The organism is Halomonas sp. DN3 (genome assembly GCF_024137905.1).
In the GTDB taxonomy this organism is placed as follows: Bacteria; Pseudomonadota; Gammaproteobacteria; order Pseudomonadales; family Halomonadaceae; genus Halomonas; species Halomonas litopenaei.
The window spans coordinates 1,891,514-1,903,914 of record NZ_CP099965.1 but is presented as its reverse complement, the minus strand read 5'-3'; the positions used below and the strand labels follow the sequence as shown (position 1 = coordinate 1,903,914).

Annotated in this window: 12 protein-coding genes; 9 read left to right on the top strand and 3 right to left on the bottom strand. The window is 65.2% G+C overall.

Features of this window, described 5'->3' with window-relative positions; translation table 11 throughout:
• Positions 1 to 86 precede the first annotated feature (86 nt).
• On the top strand, positions 87 to 428 hold the full coding sequence (locus tag NKF27_RS08470) for an MliC family protein (RefSeq protein ID WP_108447738.1): 342 nt from the start codon (positions 87 to 89) through the stop codon (positions 426 to 428).
• Positions 429 to 567: 139 nt separating this feature from the next.
• Complete coding sequence (locus NKF27_RS08465) at positions 568 to 984, top strand: RidA family protein (protein WP_045995003.1); 417 nt, start codon at positions 568 to 570, stop codon at positions 982 to 984.
• Between the two features lie 47 nt (positions 985 to 1,031).
• On the opposite strand, the gene NKF27_RS08460 is transcribed toward NKF27_RS08465, so the two are convergent.
• Positions 1,032 to 1,643, bottom strand: coding sequence for a LysE family translocator (locus NKF27_RS08460; RefSeq protein ID WP_253556055.1), 612 nt, complete (start codon positions 1,641 to 1,643; stop codon positions 1,032 to 1,034).
• A gap of 107 nt (positions 1,644 to 1,750) precedes the next feature.
• Between NKF27_RS08460 and NKF27_RS08455 the strand changes: the two genes are divergently transcribed.
• The 5 genes from NKF27_RS08455 (at position 1,751) to NKF27_RS08435 (ending at position 8,529) form a co-directional block, all read left to right on the top strand.
• Positions 1,751 to 3,148, top strand: coding sequence for a PLP-dependent aminotransferase family protein (locus NKF27_RS08455; protein WP_253556053.1), 1,398 nt, complete (start codon positions 1,751 to 1,753; stop codon positions 3,146 to 3,148).
• A 286-nt stretch (positions 3,149 to 3,434) separates the two neighbouring features.
• Entirely contained in the window at positions 3,435 to 4,973 is a 1,539-nt protein-coding gene (gene hutH, locus NKF27_RS08450; RefSeq protein WP_253556051.1) for a histidine ammonia-lyase, read from the top strand.
• 91 nt (positions 4,974 to 5,064) lie between these two features.
• Positions 5,065 to 6,480 carry a YfcC family protein gene (locus NKF27_RS08445; protein WP_052704477.1) on the top strand — a complete coding sequence of 472 codons (1,416 nt, stop codon included), beginning with the start codon at positions 5,065 to 5,067 and terminating at the stop codon, positions 6,478 to 6,480.
• A gap of 25 nt (positions 6,481 to 6,505) precedes the next feature.
• The gene (gene argE / locus NKF27_RS08440) at positions 6,506 to 7,708 is read left to right on the top strand and encodes an acetylornithine deacetylase (protein ID WP_253556049.1); all 1,203 of its coding nucleotides are present in this window, start codon (positions 6,506 to 6,508) and stop codon (positions 7,706 to 7,708) included.
• Positions 7,705 to 8,529, top strand: coding sequence for a phytanoyl-CoA dioxygenase family protein (locus NKF27_RS08435; RefSeq protein WP_253556048.1), 825 nt, complete (start codon positions 7,705 to 7,707; stop codon positions 8,527 to 8,529). The genes argE and NKF27_RS08435 overlap by 4 nt, the downstream gene beginning before the upstream one ends.
• 74 nt (positions 8,530 to 8,603) lie before the next feature.
• Here NKF27_RS08435 and NKF27_RS08430 read toward each other — a convergent pair whose 3' ends face one another.
• Positions 8,604 to 9,053, bottom strand: a complete 450-nt coding sequence (locus NKF27_RS08430) for a carboxymuconolactone decarboxylase family protein (RefSeq protein WP_108447732.1) — start codon at positions 9,051 to 9,053, stop codon at positions 8,604 to 8,606.
• Between the two features lie 181 nt (positions 9,054 to 9,234).
• On the opposite strand from NKF27_RS08430, the gene NKF27_RS08425 reads away from it, so the two are divergent.
• The gene (locus NKF27_RS08425) at positions 9,235 to 9,708 is read left to right on the top strand and encodes a secondary thiamine-phosphate synthase enzyme YjbQ (RefSeq protein WP_253556046.1); all 474 of its coding nucleotides are present in this window, start codon (positions 9,235 to 9,237) and stop codon (positions 9,706 to 9,708) included.
• Positions 9,709 to 9,840: 132 nt separating this feature from the next.
• On the opposite strand, the gene NKF27_RS08420 is transcribed toward NKF27_RS08425, so the two are convergent.
• Positions 9,841 to 10,500, bottom strand: coding sequence for a DNA-3-methyladenine glycosylase (locus tag NKF27_RS08420; protein WP_253556045.1), 660 nt, complete (start codon positions 10,498 to 10,500; stop codon positions 9,841 to 9,843).
• A 558-nt stretch (positions 10,501 to 11,058) separates the two neighbouring features.
• Here NKF27_RS08420 and NKF27_RS08415 point away from each other — a divergent pair.
• The gene (locus tag NKF27_RS08415) at positions 11,059 to 12,357 is read left to right on the top strand and encodes a sodium:proton antiporter (protein ID WP_045994275.1); all 1,299 of its coding nucleotides are present in this window, start codon (positions 11,059 to 11,061) and stop codon (positions 12,355 to 12,357) included.
• Positions 12,358 to 12,401 lie beyond the last annotated feature (44 nt).

Sequence of the window (12,401 nt, the reverse complement as noted above, 5' to 3'; positions counted from 1 at the left end):
CGGGTGCGGAACTTGTGTAGCCTGGGAAGGCCTAACGCCAGGCGAGCCTTTTCCACGGCTCCCTTCATATGACAAGGAGATGTTTCATGAACGCCAGCTGGATCCCTGTTGCCGCCTTCACTGCGCTGTTCACCGCCCTGGCCGGCTGTGCCGGCGGCAGTGGCCATGATGACAGTGCCGACGCCGCAGCCTCGCCCTCCGCCGACTACATCTGCCAGGATGGCAGCCAGTTCACCATCGTCTTCGACAGTCAGGACAGCGCCGAGGTACAGATGCACGGCGACAGCTTCCCCCTCGAACGCCAGCCCGCCGCCTCGGGCATGCACTACGCCTCGGAAAACGGCCAGCACGTCTTCCGTGGCAAGGGCAACGAGGCCACCTGGACCATCGGCCGGCGCATGCCGGTGCAGTGCGAAGTCAGTAGCTGACGCTCGCGCTATTCCCGGACGCTCTCCGCGGTCAAGCGACAAACGCATTTTCCGCCGCCTGCTTTCCGCAAGGAAAGTCGGCGGCATTCGCCAGACATTTCTCCAGCGGCACAACGACCAAGCCGCAGCAGGAGGCAAGATGGCACGCTACTTCAACGACCCCACCCTACCCAGCCCCGAGTTTCCGGGCTCCCATCTGGTCATGGACGAACACTACGTCCACCTGTCGGGGCTGACCGCCGCCGATATCCAGGGCAGTGACGCCATTCTCGGTGACGCCGCCGAAGAAACTCGCTGGATCCTCAGGCGACTGTCTCACCTGCTCGAGCAGGCGGATTGCACCCTGGCCGACACCGTGCGTGTTCAAGTGCACCTCACCGACCTGTCGCTGCAACAGGCGGTGGATGATGTCTATTCCGAGTGGTTCGAGGCTGCGCGCTATCCGGCACGTACCTGCACCGTGTCGCCACAGCTGCATGGCGGCGCCGCGGTGGAGATCACCCTGACCGCCCGCCGGCCCGAGGGGGCATCGCCTGATGAGCCCAGCGAGGGCTGAGTCTTGTCGACCAAGCCTGACGCCCCAACCGCGTTAGATTGAATGGTTCAGGCCAGGATCATCACCACGCAGGCCGCGGTGAGCGCCCCCATCACCCCATTGAACACCCGCCAGGATCGGTCGCTCTTCAACAGGCGGCCGATGGCGGTGCCAAACCCTGCCCACAGAGCGATGCAGGGCAAACCCACCAGTTCCGCCACGCCCGCCAGCAGCAGGGCGTTGACCCAGGGGTTGCCGCCGTCCGGCAGGAACCCCGCCATCAACGCGATACCCATGACCCACGCCTTGGGGTTGGCGAACTGGAACGCCGCCGCCTGCACGAAGGACAGCGGGCGGGCATCGCCTACCCGCAGGTCCGGCGGTGGGGCCGTCGCGATCTTCCAGGCCAGGTACAAGAGGTACAGGCTGCCGACCAGCTTGAGTCCGCTCTGCACCACCGGATAGCGCTCGAACACCACCCCGAGCCCGAGCGCGATCGAGGCGAACAGCACAAAACAGCCGCCCAGGATGCCGAACAGGTGTGGCAGGGTACGCAGGAAGCCATAGTTGGCGCCGGAGGCGGTCAGCATCACGTTGTTGGGACCCGGCGTGATGGTCATGGACACCATGAACAGCGCCGCCGGTAGCAGAAAGGCGAGCTGACTAGCGGTCTCTTCCATGATTGTACCCCTACAATTTTTGCATTATGGTGTGAAACAAGGTGAATTGACCCCGGTTTTTAAAGCATACTCAGGCAACAATTGCCGTCAAAGAGTTTATTGTCACCATGACAATCTGGACTCCCTCCCTCGAATTCGACTCCCGCTCGGCCCGCTATCGTCAGATCGCCTCGGCCATCGGCGAGGCCATTGACCAGGGCCAGCTCGCCGCCGGCGATCGACTGCCCCCGCAACGGGCCCTGGCCGACGCGCTGGGCGTCACCGTGGGCACCATCACCCGCGCCTACAGCGAAGCCCAGCAACGGGGCTGGGTATCGTCCAGGGTCGGCAGTGGCACCTACGTCAATGACGCCGCCGCCGGCAACAGCCCCTTCGATGTACACGTCGCCGCCGACTCCGATGGCGTGGTCGACATGAGCCTGAGCTTTGCTCCGCCACACCCCTGGCGTCACCAGTGTCTGCAGCAGGCCCTGGCGGAGGTGACCGAGGACCCGGCCTGCCTTGCCATGGTCGCCGCCTACCAGCCCGACATCGGCACCCGGCAGCACAGAGAGGCGCTGTCATGTTGGCTTGAGGATCTCGGCTTTCCCCTGCACGAGGTGCTGGCGATCACCCAGGGCGGCCAGCACGGCATCGACCTGTGCCTGAGAGCCCTGACCCGCCCCGGTGACAGCGTGGCCGCCGACGCCCTTACCTATCCAGGGTTCAACGCCGCCACCCGCCACGCTCACCTCAAGCCGATGGCGGTACCCCTGGACGACGACGGCATGGACATCGATGCACTGGCACGCCTGTGCCAGCGCCAGGTGCCCCGCCTGGTCTACCTGACCCCAGACCAGAACAACCCCACCAGCGCGGTGCTTTCGCCGCAGCGCAGGGAACAGCTCGCCGCCCTGGCGCGTCGACATGACTTCTGGCTGATCGAGGACGCCGTCCAGTACCTGCCGCGGGAGGATCGCGGTGCGTCTCTGCTGGAACTGGCGCCGGAACGCACGCTGCAGGTATTCAGTACCTCCAAGGTGCTTTCCGGTGGCCTCAGGGTCGGCACGCTGCAGATGCCGGCCACCCTGCGCGAGCGCATCGGCAGCCTGCTGCGGGCGCAGTCATGGATGTGTCCGCCGCTGATGACCGAGGTGGCGCGGCGCTGGATCGCCTCGCCCCGCTACCCCGAACTGCTGGCCTGGCAGACCGCAGAGCTGGCCGCTCGGCAGCGTCTGGCACGGGCAAGCTTCGAGGCCCTGACGCCCCGCCATCTCACCCATGGCGCCAACTTCTGGCTACCGCTGCCCGAAGGCCGCCGGGCCAGCGAGGTACAGGCCCTGCTGAAGAGCGAAGGCGTGCTGGTGGCAACGCCTGAACCCTTCTGTACCGGCAGCGAGCCGGCGCCCCAGGCCATTCGCCTGTGCGTGGGCGCCCCCGACAGCCGCGAGTCCCTGCAACAGGCCCTCGCCACCGTGCGACGTGTGCTGGAGCAGGGGGACACCAGCCCCTGGGCAACACTGTAGCGACGGTCCGACACCTGCCTGAATTCGCTGACGTTGTGAACCAGGTCCAGACGTCCATCAACCCATCCCTGCGCTAGCCGGCCCAGTCGCCCGCCCCGCTCATGTCAGTGGCGAAATCTGTATAGAAGATCGGGCATAGTCTGTGACACACATCGACACTCCCCCTGACGATTCCTGCCTGCTGTTCGACGATAGCCGCCTTGACGCCGCGCCATTGCCCTGCTGTTAATGTATATACATTAAAGTTTTTCCATCATGTTCGGCCAAGTCTCGGGAGCTCGCCACCATGCATCGACTCGTCATCACCCCAGGCCAACTCACCCTCCAGGACATGCGCCGGCTCCTCATGTCACCGACAGTGTTGTCTCTGGAGCCCTCGGCATGTGCCGCCATCGACGCATCGGTGGCGACAGTGGCTGGCGTCATCGACGAGGGGCGCACCGCCTACGGGGTCAACACCGGCTTCGGCCTGCTGGCTCAGACCCGCATCGAGCGCGAACGCCTGGAGGACCTGCAGCGCTCGCTCGTGCTATCCCACGCCACCGGCGTCGGTGAACGCCTGGACGACGAGCTGGTAAGGCTGATCATGACGCTGAAGGTGGCAAGCCTGGCACGCGGCTACTCCGGCATTCGCGGCGAAGTCCTCGACGCCCTGATCACCCTGATCAACACCGAGGTCTGGCCGGTCATCCCCGCCAAGGGCTCGGTAGGTGCCTCGGGCGACCTGGCGCCACTGGCCCATATGAGTCTGGTGCTGCTGGGCGAAGGCCAGGCACGCCACCGTGGCGAGACCCTCTCGGGACGGGACGCCCTGAACGTGGCTGGCCTGTCGCCCCTGACCCTGGCACCCAAGGAGGGATTGGCGCTGCTCAATGGCACCCAGGTCTCCACCGCGCTGGCGCTGCGCGGTCTGTTCGAGGCCGAAGATCTGTTCGCCAGCGCCACCGTGTGCGGCGCCCTTAGCGTCGAGGCGAGCCTGGCCTCACGGGTTCCCTTCGACGCCCGCATCCACGAACTGCGCGGCCAACCTGGGCAGATCGACGTTGCCAGGGCCTATCGTCACCTGCTCGAGGACACCAGCGAGGTGGGGGCCTCCCACGCCGACTGTGACCGCGTCCAGGACCCCTACTCGCTGCGCTGCCAGCCTCAGGTCATGGGCGCGGTGCTCGACCAGATCCGCCACGCGGCCAGGGTGCTTGAGATCGAGGCCAACGCCGTCACCGACAACCCGCTGGTCTTCGCCGACAACGGCGACATCCTCTCGGGCGGCAACTTTCACGCCGAGCCGGTTGCCCTTGTGGCCGATAATCTGGCGCTGGCGCTGGCGGAGATCGGGGCCCTGTCGGAGCGACGCATCTCGCTGATGATGGACACCCACATGTCCCGGCTTCCCCCCTTCCTGGTCGAAAACGGCGGCGTGAATTCCGGCTTCATGATTGCCCAGGTGTCAGCCGCCGCGCTGGCCAGCGAGAACAAGGCTCTGGCCCACCCTCACAGCGTCGACAGCCTGCCTACCTCGGCCAATCAGGAGGACCATGTGTCCATGGCGCCGGCGGCGGGACGGCGACTCAAGGAGATGGCGGCCAATGTTCGCGGCGTGCTGGCCATCGAATGGCTGGCAAGCTGCCAGGGCCTCGACATGCGCGAGGGGCTCGCCTCGACACCTTTGCTGGAGCAGGCCCGTCAGCGACTGCGTCGCCGGGTGACCCACTATGACCACGATCGTTACTTCGCACCGGACATCGAGGCCGCCACACGTCTGCTGGACGAAGGCGCATTGTGTGACCTCGTTCTCGACGATCTTCTGCCCAGCCGCGCGCCCTGACTCGACAGGCTTCGCTGGTTCGGACTAAACCGAAAGGATCAATGAACTCAGCCCCAGGTGCCACAAACCCGCCACCAGCGAGAGTCAGCCGATGAATCATGACAAGATGGCCGCCAGACCACACGTCGAGCAACAGAGGCCGCTGCCCCACGCCTTCGTCATCCTCTTCTTTCTCGCCCTGCTGGCGGCCATCGTCACCTGGTTCGTCCCCAGCGGAAGCTTCGAACGCATCACCAACGCCGACGGGCGCTCGGTCATCGTCGCCGGCACCTACCAGGCCATCGACTCCCCGGGCATCGGTCCCTTCGAGTTCTTCAACGCCTTCTTCGAAGGGATGAAGAGCGGCTCGTCGATCATCTTCTTTCTGGTCATCGTCGGCGGTACCTTCGGGGTCCTGAGACGCTCCCGCGCCATCGAAGGGCTGGTCCACTTCCTGCTGGTGAAGCTCAAGGGCCGCGAGATCCTGATCATCCCGCTGATGATGACCTTCTTCGCCCTGTGTTCCGGTACCTACGGCATGATCGAGGGCAGCATCGTCTACATCTTCATCCTGCTGCCGCTGGCGCGACGTATCGGCTACGACGCCGTGGTCGCCGCCGCCATCCCGCTGATCGGCACCGCCATCGGCTACACCGGCTCCTTTCTCAATCCCTTCAACGTCGGCGTCGCCCAGAGCATCGCCGAATTGCCGCTGTTTTCCGGCATGGGCTACCGCTTCGTCTGCTGGCTTGCGTTCGTCGCCCTGAGCATCGGCTACGTTATGTTCTACGCCCGTCGCGTGCAGGCAAGGCCAGAGCGCAGTGTGGTCTACGGCCTGGCCCCGCCCGATGAAGAAGGACCGGGCGATCACGTCGACCTGACCCCTCGCCACCTGCTGATCCTCGGCGCCTTCGCCCTGGCCCTGGTGGCGATCATCGCCGGGGTCAGTGCCTTCGGCTGGTACCTCAAGGAGATGGCCGGCGTCTTCCTGCTGCTGGGTATCGTCACCGGACTGCTCGCCGGCATGCGAGCCAACACCATCGCCGGGGCCTTTTCCACCGGCTGCAAGGACATGATGGACGGCGCCCTGGCGGTGGGCCTGGCCTTCACCATCGTGGTCATCGTGCAACACAGCGAGATCATCGACACCATCATCCATTCGCTTTCCACGCTGATCGGCGACACCTCGGCGTCGGCCGCTGCGCTTGGCATGTTCGCCATGCAAAGCGCGATGAACTTCATCGTCACCTCGGGCAGCGGCCAGGCGGCGCTGACCATGCCCATCATGACGCCCATCGCGGACCTCGCAGAGGTACACCGCCAGGTCGCGGTGCTGGCCTTCCAGTTTGGCGACGGCATCTCCAATGCCTTTACTCCTACCGCCGGCTGGTTGATGGCGGGTCTCACCATCGCCGGCATTCCCTGGAGCCGCTGGATGCGTTTCATGCTGCCGCTGATCGCCCTGCTCTATGCCCTCGGCGCTGTGCTCATCCTGCTGGCGACCCTGGTGGTCTGGCCCCTCGCCTGACGGTCTGCACTCACGGAGCTTCGTCTTGACCAGCAACACGCTACCCTTGAGCCTTGCGATGATCGAACGCCTGGTGGCCTTCGACACCACCAGTCATCGCTCCAACCTCGAACTGATCAACGACGTCGCCGGCTGGCTCGAGGCGCGTGGGGCAGCGGTGACCCTGCTCTACAACGACAGCGGCGACAAGGCCAACCTGATCGCCGATTTCGGCCCCCGCGACGCCCCGGCCCTGCTGGTTTCCGGCCACACCGACGTGGTGCCGGCAAGCCCCGCAGACTGGCGCGTCACCGCCCCGTTCACGCCGAAACGCCACGCTGAACGCCTCTACGGTCGCGGCACGGCGGACATGAAGGGATTCATCGGCGTGGCCCTGACGAAACTGGCCGCCTGGCAGGCGGAGCACTCGCGTCACTCGGTGTTGCTGGCGCTGTCCTTCGACGAAGAGGTCGGGTGCCTGGGTGCCCCGCTGATGCTGCCGTTTCTCGAGGCCCACAAGGAGCGCCTGCGGGGCATCATCGTCGGCGAGCCCACCGCGATGCGCATCGCCAACGCCCACAAGGGCCACGTCGGCATGCGCGCCACCATCGAGGGCGTGGGAGGCCACTCGGGCTACCCGGGGCGCGGCGTCAACGCCATCGATGTCGGCGCGGGCGTGGTTGCGCAGATCCGCCAGCTGGCACGGGAAAAGCGCCTGGTGTCGCTCACCGATCAGCGCTTCGATCCCCCCTACTCCACGGTCCACGTCGGGCTGATCGAGGGTGGCAGCGCGCTGAATCAGATCCCCGAGCACTGCCGCATCGACTTTGAGATGCGCCCGCTGCCCGGGCAGCCCGCCATGGAAATCCTCGAGCGCCTGCGCAAGGACTTTCCCAGCGGCCTGGATCGCGACCTGATTGGCCTGGGCCGTCGCGCCAGACTGACCCTGGAATGCCGCGGCCAGTACCCACCGCTGGACGAACGCCGCCAAGGCTACCTGTCATGGATCGCCGAGCTGGCCGAATGCAGCGTCGAGCCATTGGCGCTCGGCTTCGGCTGCGAGGCCGGGCTGTTCGCCCAGCTGGGCGTCCCTACCGTGATCTGCGGCCCCGGCAGCATCCATCAGGCCCATCAGCCAGACGAGTTCATCGCCTTCGATCAGATCGTGAAGTGCGAGGGCTTCTTCGACCGGCTGTTGTCACAGCTGTCCTTTCCTCTTCCTGACTTCCACCGCCTGGAGGCCACATGAACCTGCGCATCCATCCCGACACCATGGTCAGCGACGAAGACGTCGCCGCCTTCCAGCGCGACGGCGCCATCTGTCTACGCGGCATCTTCTGCCCTCAGGAGCTCAAGCGACTGGCGGAGGGCATCGAGGACAACCTGCGCGATCCCAGCCCCCGGGCCAAGGTCGCCAGTCGACCCGATGACCCAGGCTGGTTCTTCGAGGACTTCTGCAACTGGCAGACCAACGAAGCGTATCGGGGTTTCATCTTCGACTCGCCGCTGGGGCTTATCGGGCAGCGCCTGATGGGCTCGCGCCAGGTACGCCTCTACCACGACCATCTACTGGTCAAGGAACCGGGCACGCGCCAGCGTACCCCCTGGCACCAGGACCAGCCCTACTACAACGTGGAAGGCAGTCAGAACGTCAGCATGTGGCTACCGGTGGATCCGGTATCCCGGCCGGCCACCCTGGAGTTTGTGGCTGGGTCCCACAAGGGGCCCTGGCTGATGCCACGGACCTTCATGGACCACCAGGCCAGCTGGTTCCCCAAGGGCAGTCTGGCCGAGCTGCCTGACATCGAGGCCCAGCGTGAACGCTACACCATCCTTGGCTGGGCGCTGGAACCCGGCGACGCCGTATTCTTCAACATGCTGACCCTGCACGCCTCGGGCGGCGTCAGCGGCCCTCATCGCCGTCGCGCTTTCTCGGTGCGCCTGCTGGGTGACGACATGGTCCACGCACCGCGGGCCTGGACCACCTCGCCGCCCTTTCCCGGCCTCGCCGACGAACTGCCCGCGGGCAGTCCGATGGATCACCCGCTGTTTCCGCTGCTGGCGGGATGAGCCTGCCCGCCTGGGCACAGGCACACGACGCCGTCGTCGACCAGCGCGGGAGACGTTCGGTCGCGCCACAGACGTCACTCCACCGGGAAGGCGAACGCCAGCGCGATCCGGTTCCAGGCGTTGATCGAGACCACCAACGCCGTCACGTTGACCTGCTCTTCGGGGGTAAATTCCGCGGCCAGGCGGGTGTAGTCGCCGCCGCCGATCTCCTGGCCGCTGACCAGCGTCAGCGCCTCGGTCCAGGCCAGCGCTGCCTGTTCACGGCGACTGAAGAGCTGGGTCTCTCGCCACGCCGACAGAACATCCAGACGCGACTGCTGCTCACCGTCCTCGCGTGCTTCCTGGCTGTGCATGCGCAGACAGAAGGCGCAACCGTTCAGCTGGGAGGCGCGCAGCTTGATCAGGTGCACCAGCTCAGACTCGATGCCCGCCTCGGCCACGGCACGCTCGAGTTCCACCAGGGACTTGGCCAGCATCGGCTGGTGGCGAAAGACGTCGGCCCGGGTCAGACGTTGATCTTTCATTCGGGACTCCTCACAGGACGGTAAAGGAGGTAGTCTTTGCGCGTTTGAATTCCTTACCGCTGGCCGCCTGATGGCGCCTGTCTGCCTCGAGCGATGGCCCTGCTGCACAGGGGCTTTCCTGCGCAAGGGCCTTGCCGTGCCATGGCCTCCAGCGTCAACGCCGACAATGAGACCGTCCTAGATGTGGTTCCAGAGCACCCTTCGCCTCGCTGCCCGCCCCCGGGGCTTTCACCTGATCACCGATGAGGTCGTTCAGGCACTGCCGGACCTGCCGAGCATGCGCATCGGCCTGCTCCACGTCTTCATCCAGCACACCTCGGCATCGCTGACCATCAACGAAGACGCCGATCCCACGGTACGTGGCGACTTCGAGCGTCACTTCAATGTGATGGTGCCGGAGGACGCACCCTACTACCGTCACACCCAGGAGGGCAGCGACGACATGCCGGCCCACCTCAAGGCCAGCCTGCTGGGGCCCTCACTCAGCATTCCCGTCACCGAGGGGCGCCTGGCGATGGGCACCTGGCAGGGTATCTATCTGTGCGAGCACCGCGACCACGGCGGGCATCGCCAGCTTGTGCTGACCTTGAACGGCGAACGCACCCGCTGGCGCCCGGAACAGGCGATGCCCGACCCCTACCGCCGTCGCGACTAAGTCACCCTGCTGTCGCCATCAGCGGGCCCCGCGTGCAGAGCTTCGGCCGCGCACCCTGCACGGCTGTCACCGGTCATCCTCGCTTCCGCGCCTTCCTTGCCTTCCTTGCCTTCTCGGCTTGCCTGGCCCGGTTCAGGACTTCGCCAGGCGTCGGTAATCCGGTTGTTCGTTGCAGCGCCACAGGTACCAGGACGCCACCGAGCGCCAGGGCCTGCAGGGTTCGCACAGCTCGCGGGTCTCCCCTGGCGTCGGCATGCGTTCCCAGCCGAACAGGTAGCGCGCGCCGTCGCGGATGCCCAAGTCATCCACCGGCAGGATATCGGGACGTCCAAGGGTGTTGATCAGCATCATCTCGACGGTCCAGCGGCCGATACCCTTGATGGCGGTGAAACGCTTGATCAGCTCCTCATCCTCCATCTCGGCGGCCTGTTCGCGGTTGGGGATTCGACCGTCCAGTGCCGCCTCGGCGAGGCCCTGGAGGGTCGCCTGCTTGCGTGCCGAGAAGCCACAGGCTCGGAGCTCCTCCGAGGAGAGCTCGGACAGTTGCCGGGGACTGGGGAAATCCTGCCCCGGGAACAGCGCTGTCAGACGGCCGACAATCGCCGCCGCCGCCTTGCCATGGAGCTGCTGATAGGCCACCGCCCTGGACAACGACTCGTAGGGGCTGCGATCGAGGGCGGTGGTCAGTCCGCAGTCGCCCACCCGATCGATCAGCCCCGCCCAACCGTCGTCCAACTGGCGCAGATGGGCCTGGGCAGGACCCAGGTGTACGGCGATATCGTGTACTTGCATAGAGGTTCCTTGTCGTCAGGGCGCTCGCTTGAACCGAGCGACACACGCCTTTGGTTTCAGACCTTTGTCGTAGACAAGCCAGGCGCCTGTCAATCCTCGCCCACGCGCTTCAAAAAAAGCGACATCCGGGATGTACCCGCACCGCGACCCGCGTATACTTTGTTGCACTGCGAAACGCCGATATAGCCGACTCGCGTCTCACGCGTCGAAGGCCTTGATGCCTGGCTTCAGCGCCTCCGAGCATGACGCCGCAGATGCTGACCGCCGGGACATCCGTATCCAGCGTACAGGCGCTATTCGCAAGCCCAATTTGCAAGACCTGTTCGCAAGCCCTATCCGCTGCCCCTGGCCCAACCGGCCAGGGCGTAGCACACCACGCTCAGGACCGAACTCCCGCGATGGACACGTCACAATCGCCTCCCCCGTCACACCAGCGCCTGACCTCCTCGGGTGATGCGACGGGCCGAGCCGATGTGCCTGCTGCTGCCCCCCTTTTACGGCCTCGAGCCAGCGCTCGAGCCGAGACGACTCACCCATCCTACCTAGAGGCCTCCCTCCATGTCGGTGTACGACACCCTTTGCCTGCTCGCCGCGATGGCGATGGTGATCTCCCTGATCAACGGCAAGATCGGAAAATTTCAGACCACCATCGCGATCACTGCTGGCGCTCTGATACTGTCGCTGGCCATCGTCATCGCCGGTCACGCGGGCTGGTTCGCCCTCGACGAAACCGCTAAAACCGCCATCAATCAGTTGAATTTCGAGGATTTCCTGCTGAAGGGCATCCTCGGATTTCTGCTGTTTGCCGGTGCGCTGGGGATCAAGCTCCCCCACCTGCGTGACCAGAAGTGGGAAATCGCCATCCTTGCCATGGGCAGCACCCTGTTTTCGACCTTCTTCATCGGCTACAGCCTGTGGCTGCTGGTGGGCTGGCTGGGTATCGACTTCGATCTGATCTACTGCCTGCTGTTCGGCGCCCTGATCTCTCCCACCGATCCCATCGCGGTGCTCGCCATCGTCAAGAAGATGAACGCGCCCCGGCGCATCTCGACCCAGATCGAGGGCGAGTCGCTGTTCAACGACGGCTTCGGTCTGGTCCTCTTCGTCACCCTGTTCGCCGTCGCCTTCGGCGGCACCACCCCCACGGTGACCAGCGTCGGCCACCTGTTTCTGCAGGAGGCGCTCGGCGGCATCGTCTACGGCTTCGTGCTCGGTCAGCTGTTTCATCAGTTGATCCGTCACACCGACGACCACTCCATGGAGCTGATGCTGACGCTTCTGGTGCCCACCACCGGCTACGTGTTCGCCGAGTTTCTCGAGGTCTCCGGGCCCCTGGCCATGGTGGTGGCCGGCATCATCATCGGCAACCGTACCCGTCGCAAGGGCTTCTCCGAGGAGTCACGGCAGCATCTCGACCACTTCTGGGAGCTGGTCGACGAATTCCTCAATGGCGTGCTGTTCCTGCTGATCGGCATGACCATGCTGTCGTTCAGCTTCCACCCGGAGGACTGGGTGCTGATGATCGCCGCCGTGCCGCTGGTGCTGCTGTCGCGCTATCTGAGCGTGCGCCTGGCCTACCTGGGCTTCCGGCGCTTTCGTCGCTACAACCCCTACTCGGTGCGCATCCTGACCTGGGGCGGACTGCGTGGTGGCCTGGCGCTGGCCATGGCGATGTCGATTCCGTCGGGGATCACCGTGATTCCAGAAAAGAACATCGACGTGCGCGAGATCATCCTGGTAATGACCTACTCGGTGGTGGTGTTCTCGATCCTGATCCAGGGATCCAGCATCACCCCCTTGATCAAGCGCGCCAAGGTCTGGGAAACCGAGCAATTCAGGCGTAGCAAGCGCAGCTGATCCGGCGTGCGGCGCCGGCCGAGCTATCCCCTCCCTTGAAGAAA